Genomic DNA, 22,746 nt, shown 5'->3' with positions numbered 1-22,746 from the left:
CATGAACGACAAAACCTCTACGCCCTCCAGCGCCCGCGCCCGCGATATCGGCCTGCCCTTTGCCGGCCGCACCGGCCGCTTCAACGCCATCACCGATGTCGAAGGCATTGCCGTCGGTTTCCGCACCATCGAGGAACAGACGCCGCGGCCCGGCCGAAAGCGTCCGGTGCGCACCGGCGTCACCGCCATCCTGCCGCATGCCGGATCGGAAACGCCGGTCCCGGTTTATGCCGGCGTGCACCGCTTCAACGGCAATGGCGAGATGACCGGCACCCACTGGATCGAGGACGGCGGTTTCTTCCTCGGACCCGTGATGATCACCAACACCCACGCGGTCGGCATGACGCATCACGCCACCATAAAGTGGATGCTGGAACGCTACAGCACGACCTACGACACCGATGATTTCCTCTGGCTGATGCCTGTCGTCGCCGAGACCTATGACGGCGTTTTGAACGACATCAACGGCCAGCCGATCACCGAAACGGACGTGCACGCCGCACTCGACGCCGCCACGTCCGGCCCGGTCCAGGAGGGCAATTGCGGCGGCGGCACAGGCATGATCGCCTATGGCTTCAAGGGCGGCACCGGCACCGCGTCCCGCGTCGTCGCGTTCGGCGGACGCGACTACACGATCGGCACGCTGGTCCAGGCCAATCACGGCCAGCGCGACTGGCTGACGATCCGCGGCGTTCCGGTCGGCGAGCACATGCGCGACGGCACGCCGCAGAGCCAGATGCAGGAGCGCGGCTCGATCATCGTCGTCATCGCCACCGACCTGCCGATGGCGCCGCATCAGTTGAAGCGTCTGGCGCGCCGCGCGGCGATCGGCATCGGCCGCAACGGCACGCCCGGCGGCAACAATTCCGGCGACATCTTTCTCGCCTTCTCGACCGCCAACACCCAGCCGATGGCGCATAAGGCGCCGCCGCGTCTGTCGCTCGAAATCGTCAACGACGAATTGCTCGATCCTGTCTACCTCGCGACCGTCGACAGCGTCGAGGAGGCGGTGGTGAATGCGATGATCGCAGCTGAGGATTCCGGCGGCACGGCCCATGATCGCTTCAAGATTCAGGCCATCCGGCACGAACCGCTGATGGAGCTGATGCGGGCTTATGGCCGATAACCGTCAGCCCTGCCGATACCTCTCGGGGCCGGTGACTTAGCCGGCTCCTATTGAGCCCACGCGCGCCCGGCGCCAGTCGCTCGGCGCCGCGCCGACACGCAGGCGGAAGAAGCGCGAGAAATAGGCGGCATCGGCAAAGCCGATCTCATAGGCAATGTCTTCGAGCGGCCGGACGGTAAAGAGCAGCAAACGCTTGGCCTCGAGCAATCGACGCTCGTTGATCAGCTCCTTGACTTGCATGCCGAAGGCGTCCCTGCTCGCCTTGGCAAGCAGGTGCGGGGTGGTGGCGAGCGCTTCGGTGTAGTGCCCGACGCTCCAGTTCTCGCGGAACCGCAGGTCGATGAGCCGGCGCAATTCCGTTGCCAACATCGCCTGCGTCGGCTGGGCGGTGTCCGGCGTGGCCGCCGCCAGACGGGCGATCTGGGTCAGCACCGCAGTAACCAGAGACGCCAGCATCCGCTGGGTGCCGGGAGCACCCCCGGCATATTCGTCGGCGACGATATCGAGCAGTTCGGCTAGGCGGCGCCAATGCCGGTCTTCACTGTCGCCACGGATCATCGTCGGCCTATCGAGCGCCAGCGTCGAGTTCTCGCGGATCGAGAGCAGCGCGCCGTCGGCGACCGAAACGACGACCGCATCGCTCGTCTCCCGGTCGACCGAAAAGCCGTGCACGATGCCGCTCGGCACGAAGCTGACCGCGGGCGCGGAAAAGTCCAATGGCTTGTCATCGATGAAGTAGGTTCCCCCGCCGCTCAGCCAGTAGGTGATCTGCCCCATCTGGTCGTGCTTGTGCGCCTTCACCTGTCCTTGATGCAGGCCGCGCCGGGCCATCACCGTCTCGACGTGGAAGAACCCGGGCTCGAGCTGTTGCTCCGGCTCGCCGTAGACGAAGAAACTTGGAATGCTGCTGCTCATACCCACCCGAAAAAGTCCAAGTCATTTTGCCATTCTGTCCATGGCGGCTGACGATTTCAACGCCTAGCCTTGACGAAACTCAAGGGAGGAGAACATGAGAGCAGAGGATTTCCGCGCCGACCGGACGCGGCCCTTTACCGGCGCCGAATATCTGGAGAGCCTGCGCGACGGCCGCGAGGTCTACATCAACGGCGAGCGCGTGCACGACGTCACCAGTCATCCTGCCATGCGCAACTCCGCCCGGTCGCTTGCACGCCTCTATGACGCGCTGCACGATCCGGCGAAGAAAGACATTCTGACGTCACCGACCGACACCGGTTCCGGTGGCTACACCCACAAATATTTCCGCGTCGCCCGCTCGTCCACCGACCTGGCGGCCCAGCAGGGCGCGATCGCCGAATGGGCGCGCATGTCCTATGGCTGGATGGGCCGCACCGCCGATTACAAGGCGGCGCTGATGAACACGCTGGGCGCCAATGCCAACTGGTACGGGCCGTTCAAGGACAATGCGCTCGCCTGGCACAGACGCGCCCAGGAAGCCGCGCTCTTCATGAACCACGCGATCGTCAATCCGCCGATCGATCGCCACAAGCCGGCGGATGCGGTCAAGGACGTGTTCGTTCACATCACCAAGGAAACCGATGCCGGCATCTACGTCTCCGGCGCCAAGGTGGTCGCCACGTCTTCGGCGCTCACGCACTATAATTTCCTGGCGCAAAGCTCGGCGACAGTGACGGAGGATCCCTCGCTCTCCGTCATGTTCATCGTGCCGATGAATGCGCCAGGCATCAAGATGTTCTGCCGCGTCTCCTACGAGCAGACGGCCAACACGGTCGGCCATCCCTTCGATTATCCGCTGTCGTCGCGCTTCGACGAGAACGACGCGATCCTGGTGCTCGACAACGTCTTCGTGCCCTGGGAGGACGTGCTGGTCCTCAGGGACGCCGCCAAGATCCTCTCCTTCCACCCCGCCTCCGGCTTCATGCACGGCTATTGCTTCCAGGGCTGCACTCGCTTTGCGGTGAAGCTCGATTTCCTCGCCGGCCTGCTCGCCAAGGCTTTGAAGGCGACCGGCGGCGATGCGTTCCGTGGCAACCAGGCAGCACTCGGCGAGGTCATCGCGCTCCGTCACATGTTCTGGAGCTTCTCCAACGCCATGGCGCACAACCCCATCCCCTGGGCCGACGGCGCCGTGCTTCCCAATCTGGAGGCCGCCCTTTCCTATCGCACCTTCATGTCGGAGGCCTATCCGCGGGTCGTCGAGACGATCCGCAGGGTAATCGCGTCGGGCCTGATCTACCTGCCGTCCTCGGCGCGCGACTTCGGCAATCCGGAAATCGATCGTTACCTGGCGCAATATGTGCGCGGCTCCAACGACATGGGCCATATCGAGCGCATCAAGATCATGAAGCTGCTGTGGGATGCGACCGGCACCGAGTTTGGCGGCCGCCACGCGCTTTATGAGTTGAACTATGCCGGCGCGCCGGAAGAAGTGCGGCTGCAGGTGCTGAAAGGCGCCGAGCGTGGCGGGCGGCTGAAGGAGATGGAAGCGCTCGTCGACCAGTGCATGGCCGACTATGACGAGAACGGCTGGACCGGCAACACCTGGCTGCCGCCGCTGAGCGACGGCCAAGTTCTCAGCAACGCCGCCGAATGAGGTCCGCCATGGAGCCGCTTGTTTCAAAGACGGAGTTTCGCAACGCCATGGCGCGGGTCTGCGCGCCGGTCAACGTCATCACCACAAACGGACCCGCCGGACGCGGCGGGTTCACCGCTACCGCCATGTGCTCGGTGACCGACGAGCCGCCGACGCTGCTCGTCTGCATGAACCGCAACTCCACCCAGTGCGGCCTGTTCATCGAGAACCGGCGCTTCTGCGTCAATGTACTCAGCCACGACCACCGGGACCTCGCCGGCCATTTCGCCGGCGCGACGCAGGACATGGCCGCCCGTTATGCAGCGGCCGACTGGGTGGAGATGAGCTCCGGAAGCTTCGCGGTTAAGGATGCGATCGTTTCGCTCGACTGCGAACTGGCCGAGGCGCGGCTCCTCGGCACCCACCATATCCTGATCGGCCGGGTCGTCGGCATCCGTTCGCGCAGCGACGGCAATGCGCTGCTCTACTTCGACCGCAACTACGTACACGTGCCGACCCAGCTCGGAAGTTTCGGCGGCTAGGCGCGGACGCGGCACCGCGGTTCGGGTGCCAACACCGCATCTTTCGCCATAGAGCCGACGCAATCCACATCCAGTTGCTCTTCAGCGCCTTTTGTTTTCTCCCCGAAACGCGTCTATTGCCAGGCGCGGAATGAGAAAGGAAAACGGAATGGTGATGGCTAGGCCAGCCGGACGTCCGACGATGGACGCGAAAGGCAGGGAATTCGATCGCTTGGCCGCCCTTGGACATCTCGATATCCTCGACACGCCCAGGGATGAAGGCCTGGAACGCGTCGTACGGCTGATCAAACAGGTCTTCGACATCGATATCGGCATCGTCTCCTTGGTCGATGCGCATCGCCAATGGTACAAGGCCTGCTCCGGCCTTTCGGCCGACGAGGTCCCGCGCAAAGACACCTTCTGCCGATATGTCGTCGCGTCCGAGGAGCCTCTCGTCGTCCACGACGCGACGAAGGATGCACGCTTTTCGCAGCACCCGGCCGTGGCCGGCCCCGAACATATCCGGTTCTACGCAGGCGTTCCGCTGAAGACGCGGGACGGACATACGGTGGGGACCGTGTGTGCGATCGACCGCGCGCCACGACAGTTCACTGCGACGAATCTTGCGATCCTGACGGAACTGGCGGGCGTGGCGATGGACCGAATCGATTTGCTCCGCTCGGCCGCGACGGACGGGCTGACCGGGACGCTGACGCGGCGCGCCTTTCGCGAGGAAGCCGACAAGCTGATCTCGCTTGCCGTGCGGCACCAGCATGATCTGTCCTGCATCGTCCTCGATGTCGACCACTTTAAGCGTGTCAACGACACCCACGGGCATGCGGCGGGAGACGAGGTCTTGAAGGCAGTCGCCTCCATCTGCCAGTCAAACCTGCGAGCAAGCGACCTCTTTGGGCGGCTCGGCGGCGAGGAATTCGCGATCATGCTGCCGCATGTCGACACGAGGGGAGCGCTGGCCGCGGCGGAAAAGCTGCGGGCAGCGATCGCCGCCCAGACGATCCACGGCGACTTCGGCCAACTGGCGGTAACCGCGAGCTTCGGCACCGCCGCCCTTTCGACCAAGAGCAGGGATGGCGCCACGCTGCTCGCCCAGGCGGATGCGGCGATGTATCTCGCCAAGGCCGGAGGGCGAAACCGCTGCGTCGAATGGAGCAGTCTCGAAGCCGGCTATCCGCTCGGCCCGCGCCAGCGCGTGCTGAAGGCCGGCACCATCCTCTTCGATGACAGGCATTCGCGGATCGACTGCACCATCCGGTCGCTGGGCGCCGATGGCGCCGCGGTTACGGTTTCGAATTCCGCCGGTATACCGCCCGAACTCGTCCTGGTCGTTGCCGGTGATGGTTTCGAAACCAAGTGCCAGGTGGTGGCGCGGGACCGGCAGAACCTCGAACTCGCTTTCGGATAGGCCTGTTCGCCCATGGGCATCCATCACGACACATGATGAAGGGGCGCCGGTTAGGCGCCCCCTCTCGCATTATTGCGGGATGCTATTCCGCGGCCGCCTCCAGGCCCTTCGGCGACGGCGCAGGCTTGCCCTGGAACTTCTTGAACAGGAAGAAGTAGAGCTTGATGTACTGACCGACGAGAATGGCGTTCAGGATCGTACCCTCGCGGATGAACTTGACCTCGGCGAGGAAGAGCAGGCCTATACAGGCGGAGAGCACCAGCAGCGTGCAGTCGAAGCCAGTCTTGATGTTGCCCCACTTCCAGCCGGTGCGCTTGAAGATCGTGTTGACGAACATGTCGATCGGCATCAGCACGAGATTGGCGCGGATCATCAGGAACAGGCCGAAAGCGAGCGCCGCGTCGGCGAAGACCAGCAAAGCCACCCGGACTGGATAGGCTTCGAGCTTGATGAACTCGGTGATGCCCAGGTTGAAATCCAGGAAGACCGCCAGCACGAAAGCCGGGATCAGCGACGCGAAGTTCTTGAGCTTGAAGTCCTTCGGCAAGACCAGATAGGTCAGGAACAGCATGATCAGTTCGAGCATGAAGTTGTAGGTGCCCTGGCTGAAGGGCGGATAGACCAGCGTCATGGTCCGCGTCAGGCTGCTCTGGGGTGAAATGCCGATGCCGGCCCGGATCGCCAGGCTGACGCCAAAGGTCAGCACGTAGATGCCGACGACATACATGATCCAGCGCCGCGTCAGGCTACCGGTATCGACGATTTCGGCTTCCGCCGCATTGTGTGCCATTGTTTCCTCCCTCGAAACGATGCGGGTTTGTTGCCCCGCCTGCCCATCGCCCCCTCAGCGATGCGCTTTTTAATCCCTCGGCGTGCCACCTGTTGTCGGGACAGCACGCCACTTTCCTGGCGGACGGACGCCGAAACGTCCGTCTCCTTTTCCTGAACGGCTCTAGGCCATGAAGCGGAACCGGTGCAACGAGATGAACAGGCTGAGCAGCTTGTTGACCACCGGTTCGCCTTCGTTGCGGTTGCCGAGAGCTTCGAGCGCTGCGTCGATCGCCGCGGCGCTGGCCGTCAGTTCGTCGACGCTCATGTTTGCCATGACGCCATAGATCTCGAGCGGCATGACGGCCTTCTCCACCTTCTCCTCGGTGACGATGCAGGCGCCGGCATGGGTATCGACCCGCTTGAGGCAATGGCACATTTCGGCGCTGTCCTGACCGACGGCGACGAAATAGGGCTTCGGCGCCGGCCAGAAGGTCGCGACCGCGCCGCGATCGACATGCACGCCCTTGAACAGCCCGTTCACCACATGGCGCTTGCCGTCGGCATAACGCTGGACGACCGACAGCCGGCTCAACTTCTTGCCCTCGTGCTCGGCAACGACCTTGCCATCCTTCAGCGGCACCCAGATTTCCTGGTAGAATTTGGCGTGGCCGCGACCGTAGACGTCGAAAAGATAGACCTTGGCCTGCGTGCCGTCTTCCGTCACCTCCAGGGGCACGATGTCGAGCTGCTCCGGCGAGAGATCGGCAAGACCGGTAACGCCGTCCTTGCACATGCCGGAATAGTCGATGTCGGCATTCTTCAGCAGCTTGCGGTCCTTTGCGACCAGTTCGCCGTCCTTGAACACGTAGAGCGGATTGATCTTCGACAGACTGTCGGTCAAGACGATATCGGCGAAGCGGCCAGGCGTCAGCGAACCGATCCTGTCTTCCATGTGGAACGAGCGGGCAGTGTTGTAGGTCGCCATCTTGATCGCGTGGATGGGGTTGATGCCCATCTCTGCACAAAGCGAAATGATCCAGTCCATGTGGCCCATCGTCAGCAGTCGCTCGATCGAGATGTTGTCGGTGCACAGCATGAAGTTGTCGGTCGGCCATTTGCGGTCGACGATCGCGCGCAACAGCACCTTGATCACCTCGCTGCTGCCGACCCCGAACTTGATGTGCGTCGGGAAGCCGTAGCGAATGCTCTTCTCGATATCCTTCTCGTTCCAGACGTCGTGATTGTTGGAGACGCCGATCGCCGGCAGGTAGTTGAGGATCATGTCGGAGAGCGCGGTGACGCCCCAGTGGCCGTTCATGAAGCCGCCCTTGGCGCGAACCCAGGCCGCCTTGCGGAAATCGTCATCGTTGCCGGAACTGTAGGTGAAATGCTCGAATTCCCCGAGGCCGATCACCGGCTCCATCTTGAGCACTGCTTCCGTTACCGACGCCGCCGTCTTTTTGCCCGGCGCGAAAGCATAGAGCCGGTAGGGCAGTTGATCGTAATCCTTGAAGAGTTTCTCGGCGGCTTCGATGCCTTCCTTGCCTGCAGCGCTCAAGAGATCCAGGCATTCGGCATAGATCGTGGTCGTGCCGCAGGGCACCATCGCTTCGGCGAGTGCCGTCGGATGCGCGAGCTGGGATTCGAAATGAATATGCGCGTCGATCAGGCCGGGGATCGCGTAAAGACCCTTGCCGTCGAAGACTTGCCTGACCTTCAAGACGGTCTCGTCCGGGTTGAGCGCAACGATGCGCTTGTCATAGACGAGAATGGATCCCTGGTAGACGGTCTCCCCATGGACATCGAGGATGTTCAGGTTCTTCAGGAGAAGATCCGCTTCCCTCTCGCCGTTCAGGATATCGAAGATGGCGCGCACCTTTTCGTAATGCGCGGCTTCAGTCTGGTTCACGAATAATCCTCCACTTTCATAGTCGTCGGCGCCTGCCGACAACCCGCCATTCTCAGCGGGTGCGGTGCCGGCAGCGCGCCCTCGCCAACCATAAGAAGTCATTGCACCGCTTCCGAAAAGCAGTATTTTCTGCTCATACCGTTCGCTTTTCGAGAACGATTGTGAGGGATGGCCATGCTGCATTCACGCGTACTGCGCTACATCGACGAGGTGGCGCGCTCAGGCTCGATCCGCGGGGCGAGCGAGCGGCTGAACGTCGCTGCCTCGGCCATCAACAAGCATGTGCTGCAGCTTGAGGAAGACATCGGCGAACCGCTGTTCGAGCGGCTGCCGCGTGGCCTGAGGCTGACGCCGGCCGGCGAAATCCTCGTTGCGCATGTGCGCCGGACGATGAAGGAATACAGCCAGGTCGAGGCCGAGATCCGCGATATCAAGGCGCTGCAGAGCGGCGAGGTGATCATCGCCACAATGAACGGCCTTGCGGGCGGCATCGTGCCGAAGGTGGCCGCGATCTTCGGCGCACGCCATCCGCGTCTCAAGATCACGATCCGGGTGATGTTTGCCCGCGATATCGCCCAGGCGGTGGCCGATGGCGAGGCCGATCTCGGCTTTGCCTTCAATCTCCCGTCTACGCCGCAGCTCGAGACACTCTGGAAGATGGACACCCGCCTCGGCGCGGTGGTGGCGCCGGAACATCCGCTCGTCGGCATGGAGACGCTGCCGCTTGCCTATTGCCAGCCCTACCCGCTGATCTTCGCGGACAAGTCGATGCAGATCCATGGCATCGTCGCGGACGCCTTCGCCGAGGCTGGGCTAACGGTCGAGCCGAGCTATCTCACCAACTCCATCGAGGCGATGAAGTTTCTCGCCGCGGCCGGCGACGGCATCGCCTTCCTCAGCAAATTCGACATTACCGAGGAACAGCGAAACGGCGTGCTGACCTACCTGCAGATCCGCGACCGGACTTTCGCCAAGAACGTGCTTTCGCTGGTGCAGCGGGAAAGGCGCGGCCATGGCCTCGCCGCCGCGATGTTTGCCGAGGAGATCATCCGGGCTTTGCGGACGACGGTGGAATAGCCGGCTACCCGGCCCAACGCCGATACGGTTTCTCGTCCGGGTCAGAGTTGAATCCAGGCCGTCTTCAAGTCGGTGTATTTGTCGAGCGCGTGCAGCGACTTGTCGTGACCGTTGCCCGACTGTCTGACGCCGCCGAGCGGCACCGTATTGTCAGCGCCGCCATAGGTGTTGACGTGCACGACCCCGGCGCGGATGCCGCGTACCATGCGGTGCGCGCGCGACAGGTTTGCGGTCCAGACGGCCGACGCGAGACCGTACTCGGTCGCGTTCGCGATCCGGAGCGCGTCCGTCTCGTCGTCGAAGGGAATGACCGCGAGCACGGGGCCGAAGACCTCTTCCCTTGCCAGCTTCATCTCCGGCTGAACGTCGAAAACGGTCGGCTGCATATAATAGCCGCCGGTCTCCTTGAGGATACGTTTGCCGCCAGTGCGCAGGCGCGCGCCTTCCCCTTCGGCCTCGCCGACGAATTCGAGGTTCTTCTGAAGTTGCGCATCGCTGGAGATGGCGCCGGCCTCCGTCGAAAGAAGCAGCGGGTCGCCGAACTTCAGACCGGCCGCGATCGCCGCCACCTTCTCTGCGAAGGCTTCATAGATCGAGCGCTCAACTAGGAGCCTGGAGCCGGCGACACAGACCTGGCCGGAATTGCGGAAGATGCCATAGGCGGAAATGCGTGCGGCCTGGTCGAGGTCGGGTGCGTCGGCAAAGACGACGTTCGGCGACTTGCCGCCGAGTTCGAGATAGACGCGCTTCAGGTTCGAGCGGGCGGAATATTCGAGCAGCCGACGACCGACGCCGCCAGAACCGGTGAAGGCGAGTACATCGATATCGCCGTGAAGCCCGATCGCTTCGCCCGTCGTCGCGCCGCGGCCGGTGACGACATTCAACACGCCTTCGGGCAAACCGGCCTCGGCGCAGATCTCAGCGAGCCTCAGCAGGCTAAGCGATGCGCCCTCGGCTGGCTTCAGCACGACGGAATTGCCGGCGGCAAGCGCCGGCGCGATCTTCCAGGCGCCGATCATCAGCGGAAAATTCCAGGGAACGATCGCGGCGACCACGCCGATCGGCTCGCGATGAATGAGGCCGAGGATATTGTCGGCCGTCGGCGCGATTTCGCCATAGACCTTGTCGAGCGCCTCGGCATAGTAGCGGAATGTGCCGGCAGCACTGCCTGGCTCCGCCTTCAGCGCCATCGAGATTTCGGTGCCGTTATCGCGCACGCCGAGAACGGCCAGTTCCAGCGCGTGCGCCTCGATGATCTCGGCAATGCGCGTCAGGACCTTTTTGCGTTGCGCCGGGGCAGCCTTCGACCAGCTTCCCTTCTCGAAAGCGGCGCGCGCCGCGCGAACCGCCGCATCGACGTCACCGGCTGCCGCATCGGCAATCGTCGTCAGATGCCGACCGTCGATCGGCGAGACGACGTCGAGCGTCACGCCCAAGAGGCTCTCCTGCCAACGGCCGCCGATGAACAGTTTCTGAGCCGCGACGGGCAGGTTGCGCAATTGATCGATCTTGTCCTGCATGGTGTCCTGTCCCGTTTGTTGCAGGCATGGCGGCGAGCCACCATGCCCAAAGGCGATGTCCCCGAGAGATCAGATCTCCTGGCCGGCGCCCAGGCGGGCGAACTCGATCGGGTTGCCCGATTTCAGCGATGCCGCCAGGAAGAGCCCGATGACCCCGAAGATCACCACCAGCCCCGGCAGGAAGACGGCGAGCATGCCGGTGGCGCCGGCGAGATCGCCGAAATTGGCGGCAATCGCGATGATGACGGCAACGAGGATCAGGCCGGTGACGACGGGAATGACCTTGGTCACCAGCGGGTTCGTTTCAAGTCCAGGATTGCGGCCGAAGAAGGCGACGATCGCAAAGGCGGTGAAGGCCATCAGCGTCATGACCGCAAGCGTGCCGACATTCGTCAGCCAGGAGAAGAGCGCCAGCACCGGGTCCTGGCCCGTAGCCGCAAAGAGCGCGACGACCAGCACGGCAATCACCGTCTGGATCAGCGAGCCGACATGCGGGCTGTGATAGACCGGATGGGTCACGCCGATCGAGGCCGGCAGCAGCCGCTCGCGGCCGGCGACGTAGAGATAGCGCGCGACACCGTTATGGAACGCCAGCACGCCGGCAAAAAGGCTGGTGACGAAGAGCACGTTCATCAGCGGCGGCAGCCAGCCACCGGCAAAACGCTCGGCAAGACCGAAGAGGAAGGTGGTCGGATCGGCAAGGCCCTGCAGTTCCGGCACCAGCTTGTCGGCACCGGCAGCGTTCACCATCAGCCAGGATGTGAACATGTAGAAAATGCCGATGATCAGCACGGAAATATAGGTCGCGCGCGGTACGGTCGTTTCCGGATCGCGGGCCTCTTCGCTGTAGATCGTCGTCGCCTCGAAACCGATGAAGGCGGCGAAGCAGAAGAGAATGCCGATCGAAGGCGAGCCGGAGAGGATGGCCGAGGGGGTGAACGAGACCGTGCCCAAACCGCCGTCACCACCCTTGGCGAGGATCGCGACATCGATGACGAGCACGACCAGATATTCGAGGATGACGAGGACGGTCAGCACCTTGGCCGAAAGGTCAACACGGCGATAGCCGAGAATGCCGACCGCTGCGATGCCGGCGAAAGTCCAGACCCACCAGGGGAAATCTATCCCCAGGCCGGCGAAGAGCCCTGCCGTCGCCGCGCCGAAGAGGCCGAAGACCCCGATCTGCATGGCGTTATAGGCGAGGATCGCGATCATCGCGGCGGCACCGCCCATCAGCCCGCCGAGGCCCTGGGCCGTATAGGCATAAAAGGCACCGGCGTTTCGGATGTGCCGCGCCATCGCGACGTAGCCCACGGAAAACAACAGCAAGATCAGCGTGACAATCAGAAAGGTGCCGGGAATGCCCGCACCGTTTCCGAGCATCATCGACAATGGAACGCCGCCGGCAACCGCGGTCAGCGGTGCGGCGGCGGAAACGACGAGAAAGGTGACGGCGCCGACGCCGAGGGCGTTCTTGCGCAATTGGTTCGCCCCGGTCACGGGCGTGGGTGAATTGGTCATGGTCTTAAGCTCCCCTTGCTGGCGCGAACGCCTTTTCGCCTCCGGTCCTTCTCTCCGGCGGCTGCTCCCTGAAGCGGACTTGAGGCGCGGGGCTTGCTTTTTGTCTTTGCCGCGCAAGTCTTTCGGTTCATTATTTGAACCTCAGCTTCAAATATAGACTTGCAAATTGCATCTGGCCCTGTCAAGTTATTTCGCATGTTAAGTATCTCGACCCAAAACGACCGGGAGAGCGGGCCTACCGCTCCTTAGGAGGGAACAGGCGAGAGGACTGACGGGGCGCTCGACAACGGAGGAATGGATGAGCACCATCGGTAAGGCCCTGACTTTGCTCGACGCGATCTCGCGCCTGGAGAAGGAAGCGGGTTTGAGCGACATCGCCCGCCACTGTGGGCTCGACAAGGCGACGGCCAGACGCTTCCTCGTGGAACTGGAAAAACACGGCTTCGTCGAGCAGGACACGGAAACGCGGCGCTATCGGCTCGGCGGCGCGCCGGTGCGGCTTGCCCGCATCCGCGAGGCGCGTTTTCCATATCTGAGCGTCGCGACGCCTTTTGCGCGGGAACTCGCAGGCCTTGCGGGCGAGACCGTTCACCTCTCCGAATACGCAGCCGGCCGCCTCTCGACCGTCCATGTGGAAGACTCGCAGCGCGCCCATCGCGTCATCGTCGATGTCGGCAGCATCCTGCCCTTCCACGCGACCGCATCCGGCCTCGGTTTTCTCGCCTTCTGTCCGCAGAAGGACATCGATGCGGCGCTGTCGGCGCCGCTTCAAGCCTTTACCGACCACACGCTGACCGACCCGGCGGCGCTGCGCCAGACACTCGGCGAGACGCTCCGGCGCGGCTACTCGATCTGCCATCACGGGCTCGAAACCGGCGTCGTCAGTGTCGCCGCCCCGATCCGAGCGCCCGGCAGCACGCCGGTTGGCGCGATCGCGATCGCCGCCCCCGCGACACGGGCCGACAAGGAGACGGTGGAACAGATGGGCCGCGCCGCGATGGCAACGGCCAGGCGCATTTCCGAAAGACTTTTCGGGTTGGAGCAGGTTGCTGCCGATCCGCTGGCAAGGAGGGCCGGCTGATGAATGCGATGAACCGTCTCCCCAATATCCTGGTCGTGGGTACGGGAGACACCAAATGCGACGAACTCCAGTTCATGGCGTCCGTCATCCGCGAAGCCGGCGGATTGCCTGTGATGATGGATGTCAGCATTCTCGGCGACCCGCCCTACCAGCCGGAATACTCGCGCCACGACATCGCCGAAGCGGCCGGCGTCACCATCGCCGCGATCGCATCCAGCGGCGACGAACACAGCGCCATGGCGCTGATGGCAGAAGGTGCTAGCGCCCTCACCCGCTCGCTCTACGAGGCTGGCCAGGCCGATGGTGTCATCATTCTTGGCGGTTCCATGGGCACCGATCTCGCGCTCGATGTTGCCGCTGCCCTGCCGCTCGGCGTGCCGAAATTCATCGTCTCAACAATTGCCTATTCGCACTTGCTTCCGCCGGAGCGCATCGCCCCCGACCTGATGATGATCCTCTGGGCCGGCGGTCTCTACGGTCTCAACGGCATCTGCCGTTCCGTTCTTTCACAGGCCTGCGGCGCGGTCGTCGGTGCGGCCCGTTTCGGTACAAAGCCGGACGGATCGCGGCCGCTGATCGGCATGACCTCGCTCGGGTCGAGCTGCCTCAAATACATGAAATACCTGAAGCCCGAGCTCGAACGTCGCGGCTATGACGTCGCGGTCTTCCACTCGACCGGCATGGGCGGGCGCGCCTTCGAGGCGATCGCCGCTGAGAAGGGCTTCACCGCTGTCTTCGACTTCTGCATCCAGGAGGTCAGCAACCATCACCACGGCACGGTCGTCACCTCAGGACCGGACCGGCTGGAGAATGCCGGACGCGCCGGCATCCCGCAGATCATCGCACCCGGCGCCGTCGACATGGTCGACCTGCCGGCCTGGCAGCCCGTTCCGGACGCTTTCGCCGACCGTCCCTATCACGCCCACAACCGGCTGCTCGGCTCCGTGACCACCTCGGCCGAAGGGCGGCGCGAGATCGCCCGCGTCATCGGCGGCAAACTTGCCGACACCGAGGCGGAGGTCGCCTTCATCTTGCCGCTGAAGGGCATTCAGGAGTGGGATCAACCGGACGAGCCGCTCCACGAACCGGATGCGCTCGGCGCCTTCATCGACGAGATGCGCCGTTCCATCCCGTCAGGCATCGCGCTGCACGAGGTCGACAGCCATATCAACGCGCCTGAGTTTTCGATGGCAGCGCTGGCAATCTTCGACGACTGGGTGGCGCGCGGCATCGTGCCCGAGGGCCGGCCATGAGAACGAACATGAGCGCCAAGGCCCTCATCCTCGATTTCGGCGGCGTCGTCACCCGCACGCTGTTCGAGACCCATGACGTCACCGAACGCACCCTCGGGCTTCAGCCCGGTACGCTCACCTGGCGCGGGCCGTTCGAACCCGCCACCGATCCGCTCTGGGCGGCCATGCAGCGGCGCGAGATCACCGAACGGGACTATTGGACGACGCGCACCAGCGAGGTCGGCCAGTTGCTCGGCGAAGACTGGAGCGACATGAAGACCTTCGTGCAGCGGGCGCGCGGGGCGGAGCCGGAACTCGTGCTCCGACCGGAGGCACGCGACGCGATCCTCGCCGCCCATGGGGCCGGCATCCGGCTTGCGATCCTCTCCAACGAGCTCGATCTCTTTTACGGGATCGCGTTCCGCGAGCGTTTCCCGTTGATCGATCGCTTCGAGACGATCGTCGACGCCACCTACACCAACATCCTGAAACCGGACCCCCGCGCCTACGAGCTGGTGCTGAGCCAGCTCAACCTGCCGCGCGAGGCCTGCGTCTTCGTGGATGACCAGTTGAAGAACATCGAGGGTGCGCGGGCCGTCGGCCTGCCTCACGTCCATTTCGACGTCACCCGCCCCGCGGAAAGCTATGCCAGAGCGCTTCAGATGCTCGGCCTTGAACTGACAGGAGCATGACCATGCGCGAAACCAACTTCCTCATCGAGAACAACGCCCGCCATCTCTGGCACCCGATGGCGCATCCGGCCGAGATGCAGGCGACGCCACCGCGCATCATCAATGCCGGCGAAGGCGTCGAGATCGTCGATATCCACGGCAAGAAGGTGCTCGACGCGGTCGGCGGCCTCTGGAACGTTAATCTCGGCTATTCCTGCGAACCGGTGAAGGAAGCGATCCGCCGCCAGCTCGACGAGCTGCCCTACTATTCGACTTTCCGCGGCACTACCAATTCGCCGCTGATCGAGCTTTCCTACGAGCTCGCCGAATGGTTCCGCGAGGATGGCCTTACCCGCTCCTTCTTCACCTCGGGCGGCTCGGATTCCGTCGAGACCTGCCTCAGGCTTGCCCGCCAGTACCACAAGCTCAACGGCCAGCCCGAGCGCACCAAGTTCGTCGCGTTGAAGAAGGGCTATCACGGCACCCATTTCGGCGGCGCCTCGGTCAACGGCAACGCCAATTTCCGCCGCAACTACGAGCCACTGCTTCCGGGCGTCTTTCACCTGCCGGCGCCCTACACCTACCGCAACCCCTTCGACACGACCGACGGCGCCGTCATTGCGAAGGCGATTGCCCGGCTTTTCGAGGACGAGATCGCCTTCCAGGGCGCTGACACGATCGCCGCGCTGATCATGGAACCGGTGCTCGGCGCCGGCGGCGTGATCGTGCCGCACGAAACCTTCATGCCGCTGATGCGCGAGATCTGCGACCGCCACGGCATCCTGCTCGTAGCCGACGAGGTGATCACCGCCTTCGGTCGCACCGGCGCCTGGACCGGCTCGCGTCTCTTTGGCGTGAAGCCGGATTTCATGTCGACGGCGAAGGCGATCACCAACGGCTACTATCCGTTCGGCGCCGTGATGATCGCCGAAAAGGTGGCGCAAGCTTTCGAAAGCAACAAGACGGCCGCCGGATCGATCGGACACGGCTACACCTATTCCGGCCATCCGGTCGGCGCCGCGGCAGCGCTGGCAACGCTGAAGGAGACACGCAAGCAGAACGTGGCGGCGAATGCCTGCGCGCGCGGCGAGGAGCTGATGGCCGGTCTTCAAGCACTCAAGGAGAGGCACGAACTGATCGGCGACGTGCGCGGCAAGGGTCTGATGTGCGCGCTCGAACTGGTTTCGGATCGCGACAAGAAGACCGGTGCCGCGAAGGATGTGGTCCAAAGGGTCCAGGACGTGACCTATGACGCCGGCGTGATGGTGCGGACGTCCGGCGCCAACGTCATCCTGTCGCCGCCACTGGTGATCACCGCCGCTGACGTCACCCGTATCCTCTCGGCGCTCGACGCCGGCCTGACCGCCGCAAGGGGATAACGCGATGGCCGACAACGCGGATCTGATCGCGCGCCGCGAGCGGCTGCTCGGGCGCAACATGTCGCTGTTTTACGAGCAGCCGGTGCATCTGGTGCGCGGCGAAGGCGTCTGGCTCTATGACGCCGACGGCCGCCGCTATCTCGACTGCTACAACAATGTGCCGCATGTCGGTCATTGCCACCCGCGGGTGACCGAGGCAATCGCAAGGCAGGCGTCGATCCTCAACACCCACACCCGCTACCTGCACGAAGGCATACTCGACTATGTCGAGCGGTTGACCGCCACCTTCGACAAGAGCCTCGATACGGCGATCCTCACCTGCACCGGCAGCGAAGCGAACGACGTGGCGCTGCGCATGGCTCAAGCCGTGACCGACAGGACCGGAGTGATCGCCACCGATCATACCTATCACGGTAACACCACGGCCGTGTCGCAGCTTTCGACCCGCATGCCGCCGGTCGGCGGCTTCGGCGGCCATGTGCGCCACGTGCCGGCGCCCGACAGCTACCGGCCGCTTGGGCGCGAACCGGGTGCCGCCTTTGCCGCCGCCTTCACCGCCAAGGTAGAAGAGGCGATCGCCTCGCTTGAAGAGAGCCCGCACGGCTTCTCGGCGCTGATCATCGATCCCTTCTTTGCCAATGAGGGCTTTCCGGCATTGCCGTCGGGCTTTCTCGATGGCGCCATCGCCGCCGTCAGAAAGGCCGGTGGCCTTGTGATTGCCGACGAAGTCCAGCCGGGCTTCGGCCGCACCGGCGGCCATATGTGGGGACACCAGAAGGCAGGTTTCGTCCCCGATATCGTCACGCTCGGAAAGCCGATGGGCAACGGTCATCCGATCGGTGGCGTGGTGGCGGGGGCCGACACGCTCAACGCCTTCCGCAAAGCGTTTCGCTACTTCAACACCTTCGGCGGCAACCCGGTATCCTGTGCCGCGGCCATGGCGGTGCTCGACGTGATCGAAGACGAGAAGCTCATCGAAAACGCCGTCACGGTGGGTTCTTACGCCAAGGCGGGCCTGACGCGACTTGCGGACAAGCACGGGGTGATCGGCGACATCAGGGGCAGCGGCCTGTTCTTCGGCGCAGAACTCGTCACCGACCGCGGAGCCAAAACGCCGGACAGCGATCTCGCGACCCGAGTAATCAACGGCATGCGCGACCGCGGCATCCTGATGGGCAAGCTCGGCATCCACCAATGCACGACGAAGATCCGGCCGCCGATGCCGTTCACGCGCGACAACGCCGACTTCATGCTGTCGACGCTCGACGACGTGCTTTCGGGTCTGTGATCCGACGATGGTCGCCGACCTGCCTCCGCACTTTCGCGCCGCGCTCGACAGGCGCGCCTGCCAGGCGCTTACGCACTGGGGCGTCTCCGACCAACGGCCGGAACTTCTGAAATACCGCGAAAACGCGGTGTTTCGCGTCCGGCTTGGCGATGGTCGCCCGGCGGCGCTACGGCTGCACCGTGCCGGCTATCACGGCGAGGATTCGCTCCGCTCGGAACTGCAATGGATGGCAGCACTCGGCGATGGCGGTCTTGCTGTGCCGCAGCCGATCACGGCAGTGGACGGGCGGTTGCTTGTCGCTCTGCCGGAAGATGGAGTGTTTGCCGCGCAGCACGCCGATGTCATCGGCTGGATGGGCGGCGAACCATTGGGCGAAAGCGGCAAAGCGCTGGCCCTTCCGCCGGAAATGCTCAGCACGATCTTTGCCGCACTCGGCGCATCGATGGCGCGAATGCACGACATTGCCGACCGCTGGGCGCCGCCTGCGGAGTTCTGGCGTCCAGCCTGGGACGCGGACGGGCTGCTTGGCGAGCGACCGCTTTGGGGAAGGTTCTGGGACTGCGACGGCCTTTCTTCGGCGCAGGCGGCCGGGCTTTCGGCCTTGCGGCATGATCTCCGACGGCACGTGGCAACGCTGCCGACGCCGGCTCAGGATTTTGGGCTGATCCATGCGGATCTTGTTCGGGAAAACGTTCTGGTCGCCGAGAACGCCGTGACCTTCATCGATTTCGATGATGCCGGCCATGGTTTTCGCCTGTTCGACATCGCCACCGCTCTGTTGAAGAACCGCCGCGAGCCGGCGTACGAGGCGATCCAATCCGCGCTGATCTCAGGCTATCGCAGCCGCCGTGCCCTGCCGGACGAAGCGCTCTCCCACCTGCCGCTTTTTCTCGTGCTTCGCAGCCTCACCTATATCGGCTGGTTTGCCGCACGACCGGAATTGCCAGGCGCCCGCGAGCGCGTCCGCCACTACGCCGACGAGACGCTGACGCTTGCCGAAGAACTGGCTCTATGATGATCCGGGCGCTGTCGAAGCCCTCAGTCGTTGAGGGTGGCAAGCTCGTCGAGCATGTCGAGCAGAACTTCGACACGTTCGTGGCCATAGCGAGCTTCGAGCTGCTCGTAGATCGCGCGGCTTTCCGGGCTGACATCGGCGATCACCCGCATGCCCTCGGGCGCGATCTCCAGAAGCACGCGGCGTCCGTCGTCGGCGTCCTTGTGCTTGGTGATCAGGCCGCGCTCTTCGAGCGAACGGATAATGCGCGTGAGGCTCGGCGCCAGGATGAAGGCCTTGTCGGCCATTTCGGAAGCATCGACCCGGCCAGCCTCGGCGAGGATGCGGATTACCCGCCATTGCTGCTCGGTGATATCGTGACGGGCGAGCATCGGGCGGAAATGCGCCATGACCGCTTCGCGCGCTCGCAGCAGCGCGATCGGCAGCGATCGGCGCGTATTGTGCGGCAAAAGGGCGTCGGGACCGAGATCGGTCTTGGTTTTCTCACGGCTCATAAGCGCTCTATCGGACATTTTCCGTCATTCCGCAATTGTCAGCCACAAGTGCTGAAAGAGAGTTACTTGACACGGTCGCCAATTTCATTAACGTGTTAATTAAATCATGGCGCATCGGGAGGAAAGATGCCGCACCTGACAATCGAATATTCCGGCAATCTCGACACCAAGGTCGACTTTGCCCGGCTTTGCCGGACCGTTCACAGGACGATCCTCAGCACCGGCCTTTTCGAGCTCGGTGCGGTCAGGGTGCGCACGATCCGGAGCCTCGACTACGCGATCGCCGATCTTCTGCCCGAGAACGGCTTCATCGACATGTCCCTCCGCATCGGCCGCGGGCGTACGGAAGCTGAGAAGAAGGCGACCGGCGAAGCGATCTTCAAGGCCGTGAGCGACGAACTTTCCACGCTTTTCGCCACGCCGCACTTCGCCCTCAGCCTCGAAATCCGTGAGATCGACCCGGATCTGAGCTGGAAGAAGAACGCCATTCACCCCAGGCTGCGCGCCTCCAAAGGCTGAGCGCGGCCCTCCCACAAAAACACGGCAGTGCGCGGCGAAGGTCTGCGCCAGCATCGGAGAACACCATGTCCAAGCTCGACGAAAATCTCGCCAAGGCGGAACGCTACCTTGCCCGCTTCAAAAGCGACGGCGTGCTCAACCACATCAACGGCGAGGCAATCCCTTCGCTCGATGGCGAGACCTTCGAGACAATCTCGCCTGTCGACTTGAAGCCGCTGGCAAAGATCGCGCGTGGCAAGGCAGCCGATATCGACCGCGCCGCCAAGGCTGCGAAAGCGGCCTTCGCCGAATGGGCCGCGATGCCCGGCGAGACGCGCAAGAAGCTCCTGCACAAAATCGCCGACGCGATCGTCGCCCGCGCCGAGGAGATCGCTTTCGTCGAGTGCATGGATACCGGACAGTCGCTGAAGTTCATGGCCAAGGCGGCGCTGCGCGGTGCGGAAAACTTCCGCTTCTTTGCCGACCGGGCGCCGGAGGCGCGCGACGGCAAGGTGCTGCGCGGCGGAAACCAGATCAACATGACGACGCGCGTGCCGATCGGCCCGGTCGGCATCATCACCCCGTGGAACACACCTTTCATGCTGTCGACCTGGAAGATCGCCCCGGCGCTCGCCGCCGGCTGCACGGTCGTGCACAAGCCGGCCGAATTCTCACCGCTGACGGCGCGGCTGCTGGTGGAGATCGCCGAGGAAGCGGGCCTGCCGAAGGGTGTCTGGAACCTCGTCAACGGCTTCGGTGAAGATGCCGGCCGGGCGCTCACCGAACATCCGGATATCAAGGCGATCGGCTTCGTCGGCGAAAGCCGCACCGGCTCGATGATCATGCGGCAGGGTGCCGACACGCTGAAGCGCGTGCATTTCGAACTTGGCGGCAAAAACCCTGTCATCGTCTTTGCCGATGCCGATCTCGAACGCGCCGCCGACGCCGCCGTCTTCATGATCTATTCGCTGAACGGCGAACGCTGCACCTCGTCTTCGCGGCTCCTCGTCGAAGACAGCATCTACGATCGCTTCACCGCACTGGTTGCCGAAAAAGCCAAGCGCATCAAGGTCGGTCATCCGCTCGACCCCGAGACCGTGGTCGGCCCGCTCATTCACCCTGTGCACGAGAAGAAGGTGCTCGACTACATCCGCATCGGCCGCGAGGAAGGGGCGACTGTTGCTGCGGGTGGCGAGAAATTCCAAGGCCCTGGCGGTGGCTGCTACGTCACCCCGACGCTCTTTACCGGCGCCAACAACGGCATGCGCATCGCCCAGGAAGAAATTTTTGGGCCGGTGCTGACCGCCATCCCCTTCAAGGACGAGGCGGAGGCACTGTCGCTCGCCAACGACACACAATACGGCCTGACCGGTTACCTCTGGACCTCCGACGTCACCCGCGCCTTCCGCTTCACCGACCACCTCGAAGCGGGCATGATCTGGGTAAACTCGGAAAACGTGCGCCACCTGCCGACACCCTTCGGCGGCGTCAAGAGTTCGGGTATTGGCCGCGACGGCGGCGACTGGTCGTTCGACTTTTACATGGAAACCAAGAACATCGCCTTTGCCAGCTCGGCGCATGCGATCGCCAAGCTCGGCGGTTGAGCGCGCTGGCAGAATATTCTGGAGGAGACATCAATGCCCTTGCCGAAACCGAACCTTCACCCGCCCTTCAACATCGTGCGGCTGAGCCATGTGGAGCTCGCCGTCACCGATCTCGCCAAGTCCCGCGCCTTCTATGTCGACGTGCTCGGCCTGCAGGTCACCGACGAGACGGCGGACACCATTTATCTGCGGGCCATGGAGGAGCGCGGCCACCACTGCATCATCCTCAAGAAGGCGGCATCGGCAGAAGCACGCGACCTCGGCTTCAAGGTTTTTGGCGACGAGGACCTCGAAAAGGCCGCGCATTTCTTTAAGACCAAGGATCTGCCGGTCGAGTGGATCGAGCGCCCGTATCAGGCGCGCACTTTCCGCACCCGTGACCCCCAGGGCATCCCGCTCGAGTTCTACTCGAAGATGGACCGCCTGCCACCAATCCACCAGAAGTACGCCCTTTATCGCGGCGTGAAGCCGCTCCGCATCGACCACTTCAACTGCTTCTCGCCCAATGTCGACGAAGCTGTCGCCTTCTACAACGAGATCGGCTTCCGGGTGACGGAATACACCGCCGACGAGGAGACGGGGCGTCTCTGGGCTGCCTGGACCCATCGCAAGGGCGGCGTGCACGACATCGCCTTTACCAACGGCCGCGGTCCGCGCCTTCACCACACCGCCTTCTGGGTGCCGACGCCGCTCAACATCATCGACCTGCTCGACCTGATGTCGACCTCCGGCTGGCTTGCCAATATCGAGCGCGGCCCCGGCCGCCACGGCATCTCCAACGCCTTCTTCCTCTATGTCCGTGATCCTGATGGCCACCGCATCGAGATCTATTGCTCGGATTACCAAACCGTCGACCCGGATCTCGAGCCAATCAAGTGGGATCTGAAGGACCCTCAGCGCCAGACGCTCTGGGGCGCGCCGGCGCCAAAATCCTGGTTCGAGGAAGGCAGTGCCTTCGCCGGCGCCGAGATCCGCGACTCGATCCTGAAAGCCCAGCCGATCGTCGCGCCTTGACGGTTTGGAGATAAGGGTCGGGTAGAGCCAGAGAGCAGACGGGAGGACGCA

General features: G+C 63.6%; 20 protein-coding genes. 14 read left to right on the top strand and 6 right to left on the bottom strand.

Annotated features, from left to right (window positions below; all coding sequences use genetic code 11):
- Nucleotide 1 precedes the first annotated feature (1 nt).
- Entirely contained in the window at nt 2–1,126 is a 1,125-nt protein-coding gene (locus JVX98_RS04965; RefSeq protein WP_205236012.1) for a P1 family peptidase, read from the top strand.
- 36 nt (nt 1,127–1,162) lie between these two features.
- Here the strand turns inward: JVX98_RS04965 and JVX98_RS04960 are convergent, their stop codons facing one another.
- Nucleotides 1,163–2,041, bottom strand: a complete 879-nt coding sequence (locus tag JVX98_RS04960) for a helix-turn-helix domain-containing protein (protein WP_205236011.1) — start codon at nt 2,039–2,041, stop codon at nt 1,163–1,165.
- A 94-nt stretch (nt 2,042–2,135) separates the two neighbouring features.
- Here JVX98_RS04960 and JVX98_RS04955 point away from each other — a divergent pair, with 94 nt between their 5' ends.
- The 3 genes from JVX98_RS04955 to JVX98_RS04945 all read left to right on the top strand — a co-directional run bounded on the left by JVX98_RS04955 (nt 2,136) and on the right by JVX98_RS04945 (nt 5,621).
- Nucleotides 2,136–3,698, top strand: a complete 1,563-nt coding sequence (locus tag JVX98_RS04955; RefSeq protein WP_205236010.1) for a 4-hydroxyphenylacetate 3-hydroxylase N-terminal domain-containing protein — start codon at nt 2,136–2,138, stop codon at nt 3,696–3,698.
- Nucleotides 3,699–3,706: 8 nt separating this feature from the next.
- On the top strand, nt 3,707–4,219 hold the full coding sequence (locus JVX98_RS04950) for a flavin reductase (protein ID WP_192451139.1): 513 nt from the start codon (nt 3,707–3,709) through the stop codon (nt 4,217–4,219).
- Nucleotides 4,220–4,367: 148 nt separating this feature from the next.
- Nucleotides 4,368–5,621, top strand: a complete 1,254-nt coding sequence (locus JVX98_RS04945) for a diguanylate cyclase (protein ID WP_205236009.1) — start codon at nt 4,368–4,370, stop codon at nt 5,619–5,621.
- Nucleotides 5,622–5,703: 82 nt separating this feature from the next.
- Here JVX98_RS04945 and JVX98_RS04940 read toward each other — a convergent pair whose 3' ends face one another.
- The gene (locus JVX98_RS04940; RefSeq protein ID WP_043614046.1) at nt 5,704–6,411 is read right to left on the bottom strand and encodes a YitT family protein; all 708 of its coding nucleotides are present in this window, start codon (nt 6,409–6,411) and stop codon (nt 5,704–5,706) included.
- Between the two features lie 162 nt (nt 6,412–6,573).
- Nucleotides 6,574–8,301 (bottom strand): amidohydrolase family protein, encoded by a 1,728-nt coding sequence (locus JVX98_RS04935; protein ID WP_246764802.1) that lies wholly within the window; start codon nt 8,299–8,301, stop codon nt 6,574–6,576.
- Between the two features lie 174 nt (nt 8,302–8,475).
- Here JVX98_RS04935 and JVX98_RS04930 point away from each other — a divergent pair, with 174 nt between their 5' ends.
- Nucleotides 8,476–9,378, top strand: coding sequence for a LysR family transcriptional regulator (locus JVX98_RS04930; protein WP_205236007.1), 903 nt, complete (start codon nt 8,476–8,478; stop codon nt 9,376–9,378).
- A gap of 41 nt (nt 9,379–9,419) precedes the next feature.
- On the opposite strand, the gene JVX98_RS04925 is transcribed toward JVX98_RS04930, so the two are convergent.
- Together JVX98_RS04925 and JVX98_RS04920 are read right to left on the bottom strand one after the other, a co-directional pair.
- A complete protein-coding gene (locus JVX98_RS04925) occupies nt 9,420–10,898 on the bottom strand; it encodes an aldehyde dehydrogenase (RefSeq protein ID WP_205236006.1) in 1,479 nt (492 codons plus the stop codon).
- Between the two features lie 69 nt (nt 10,899–10,967).
- The gene (locus tag JVX98_RS04920) at nt 10,968–12,419 is read right to left on the bottom strand and encodes an APC family permease (protein WP_205236005.1); all 1,452 of its coding nucleotides are present in this window, start codon (nt 12,417–12,419) and stop codon (nt 10,968–10,970) included.
- A 298-nt stretch (nt 12,420–12,717) separates the two neighbouring features.
- Between JVX98_RS04920 and JVX98_RS04915 the strand changes: the two genes are divergently transcribed.
- From JVX98_RS04915 to JVX98_RS04890, 6 genes are read left to right on the top strand one after another with little or no spacing between them, the layout of a single operon-like run.
- A complete protein-coding gene (locus tag JVX98_RS04915; RefSeq protein ID WP_192451146.1) occupies nt 12,718–13,500 on the top strand; it encodes an IclR family transcriptional regulator in 783 nt (260 codons plus the stop codon).
- Complete coding sequence (locus tag JVX98_RS04910; protein ID WP_205236004.1) at nt 13,500–14,753, top strand: Tm-1-like ATP-binding domain-containing protein; 1,254 nt, start codon at nt 13,500–13,502, stop codon at nt 14,751–14,753. Before JVX98_RS04915 ends, JVX98_RS04910 begins: the two co-directional genes overlap by 1 nt.
- Before the next feature lie 8 nt (nt 14,754–14,761).
- On the top strand, nt 14,762–15,424 hold the full coding sequence (locus JVX98_RS04905; protein WP_205236003.1) for an HAD family hydrolase: 663 nt from the start codon (nt 14,762–14,764) through the stop codon (nt 15,422–15,424).
- A gap of 2 nt (nt 15,425–15,426) precedes the next feature.
- Entirely contained in the window at nt 15,427–16,782 is a 1,356-nt protein-coding gene (locus tag JVX98_RS04900) for an aspartate aminotransferase family protein (protein WP_205236002.1), read from the top strand.
- 4 nt (nt 16,783–16,786) lie between these two features.
- Nucleotides 16,787–18,070 (top strand): aspartate aminotransferase family protein, encoded by a 1,284-nt coding sequence (locus JVX98_RS04895; protein WP_205236001.1) that lies wholly within the window; start codon nt 16,787–16,789, stop codon nt 18,068–18,070.
- A 7-nt stretch (nt 18,071–18,077) separates the two neighbouring features.
- Nucleotides 18,078–19,085 (top strand): phosphotransferase enzyme family protein, encoded by a 1,008-nt coding sequence (locus JVX98_RS04890; RefSeq protein WP_205236000.1) that lies wholly within the window; start codon nt 18,078–18,080, stop codon nt 19,083–19,085.
- Between the two features lie 23 nt (nt 19,086–19,108).
- Here the strand turns inward: JVX98_RS04890 and hpaR are convergent, their stop codons facing one another.
- Nucleotides 19,109–19,597 (bottom strand): homoprotocatechuate degradation operon regulator HpaR, encoded by a 489-nt coding sequence (gene hpaR / locus JVX98_RS04885; protein WP_043612226.1) that lies wholly within the window; start codon nt 19,595–19,597, stop codon nt 19,109–19,111.
- Nucleotides 19,598–19,705: 108 nt separating this feature from the next.
- Here hpaR and JVX98_RS04880 point away from each other — a divergent pair, with 108 nt between their 5' ends.
- The 3 genes from JVX98_RS04880 (at nt 19,706) to hpaD (ending at nt 22,695) form a co-directional block, all read left to right on the top strand.
- Complete coding sequence (locus JVX98_RS04880; protein ID WP_205235999.1) at nt 19,706–20,098, top strand: 5-carboxymethyl-2-hydroxymuconate Delta-isomerase; 393 nt, start codon at nt 19,706–19,708, stop codon at nt 20,096–20,098.
- Nucleotides 20,099–20,163: 65 nt separating this feature from the next.
- On the top strand, nt 20,164–21,681 hold the full coding sequence (gene hpaE / locus JVX98_RS04875) for a 5-carboxymethyl-2-hydroxymuconate semialdehyde dehydrogenase (protein WP_205235998.1): 1,518 nt from the start codon (nt 20,164–20,166) through the stop codon (nt 21,679–21,681).
- 33 nt (nt 21,682–21,714) lie between these two features.
- Entirely contained in the window at nt 21,715–22,695 is a 981-nt protein-coding gene (gene hpaD, locus JVX98_RS04870; protein WP_192451154.1) for a 3,4-dihydroxyphenylacetate 2,3-dioxygenase, read from the top strand.
- The last annotated feature ends 51 nt before the right edge of the window (nt 22,696–22,746 follow it).

This window comes from Ensifer sp. PDNC004 (genome assembly GCF_016919405.1).
GTDB lineage: Bacteria > Pseudomonadota > Alphaproteobacteria > Rhizobiales > Rhizobiaceae > Ensifer.
The sequence above is the reverse complement of the archived record's forward strand: the minus strand, read 5'-3'. Positions and strand labels throughout refer to the sequence as shown.

Bases quoted from the DNA above. Each gene is read 5' to 3' on its own strand.
- JVX98_RS04925 (WP_205236006.1), bottom strand. From the start codon at position 10,898: ATGCAGGACAAGATCGATCAATTGCGCAACCTGCCCGTCGCGGCTCAG.
- hpaE (WP_205235998.1), top strand. From the start codon at position 20,164: ATGTCCAAGCTCGACGAAAATCTCGCCAAGGCGGAACGCTACCTTGCC.
- hpaR (WP_043612226.1), bottom strand. From the start codon at position 19,597: ATGTCCGATAGAGCGCTTATGAGCCGTGAGAAAACCAAGACCGATCTC.
- JVX98_RS04915 (WP_192451146.1), top strand. From the start codon at position 12,718: ATGAGCACCATCGGTAAGGCCCTGACTTTGCTCGACGCGATCTCGCGC.
- JVX98_RS04930 (WP_205236007.1), top strand. From the start codon at position 8,476: ATGCTGCATTCACGCGTACTGCGCTACATCGACGAGGTGGCGCGCTCA.
- JVX98_RS04905 (WP_205236003.1), top strand. From the start codon at position 14,762: ATGAGCGCCAAGGCCCTCATCCTCGATTTCGGCGGCGTCGTCACCCGC.
- JVX98_RS04950 (WP_192451139.1), top strand. From the start codon at position 3,707: ATGGAGCCGCTTGTTTCAAAGACGGAGTTTCGCAACGCCATGGCGCGG.
- JVX98_RS04910 (WP_205236004.1), top strand. From the start codon at position 13,500: ATGAATGCGATGAACCGTCTCCCCAATATCCTGGTCGTGGGTACGGGA.
- JVX98_RS04900 (WP_205236002.1), top strand. From the start codon at position 15,427: ATGCGCGAAACCAACTTCCTCATCGAGAACAACGCCCGCCATCTCTGG.
- hpaD (WP_192451154.1), top strand. From the start codon at position 21,715: ATGCCCTTGCCGAAACCGAACCTTCACCCGCCCTTCAACATCGTGCGG.
- JVX98_RS04940 (WP_043614046.1), bottom strand. From the start codon at position 6,411: ATGGCACACAATGCGGCGGAAGCCGAAATCGTCGATACCGGTAGCCTG.
- JVX98_RS04955 (WP_205236010.1), top strand. From the start codon at position 2,136: ATGAGAGCAGAGGATTTCCGCGCCGACCGGACGCGGCCCTTTACCGGC.
- JVX98_RS04895 (WP_205236001.1), top strand. From the start codon at position 16,787: ATGGCCGACAACGCGGATCTGATCGCGCGCCGCGAGCGGCTGCTCGGG.
- JVX98_RS04880 (WP_205235999.1), top strand. From the start codon at position 19,706: ATGCCGCACCTGACAATCGAATATTCCGGCAATCTCGACACCAAGGTC.
- JVX98_RS04945 (WP_205236009.1), top strand. From the start codon at position 4,368: ATGGTGATGGCTAGGCCAGCCGGACGTCCGACGATGGACGCGAAAGGC.
- JVX98_RS04890 (WP_205236000.1), top strand. From the start codon at position 18,078: ATGGTCGCCGACCTGCCTCCGCACTTTCGCGCCGCGCTCGACAGGCGC.
- JVX98_RS04920 (WP_205236005.1), bottom strand. From the start codon at position 12,419: ATGACCAATTCACCCACGCCCGTGACCGGGGCGAACCAATTGCGCAAG.
- JVX98_RS04960 (WP_205236011.1), bottom strand. From the start codon at position 2,041: ATGAGCAGCAGCATTCCAAGTTTCTTCGTCTACGGCGAGCCGGAGCAA.
- JVX98_RS04965 (WP_205236012.1), top strand. From the start codon at position 2: ATGAACGACAAAACCTCTACGCCCTCCAGCGCCCGCGCCCGCGATATC.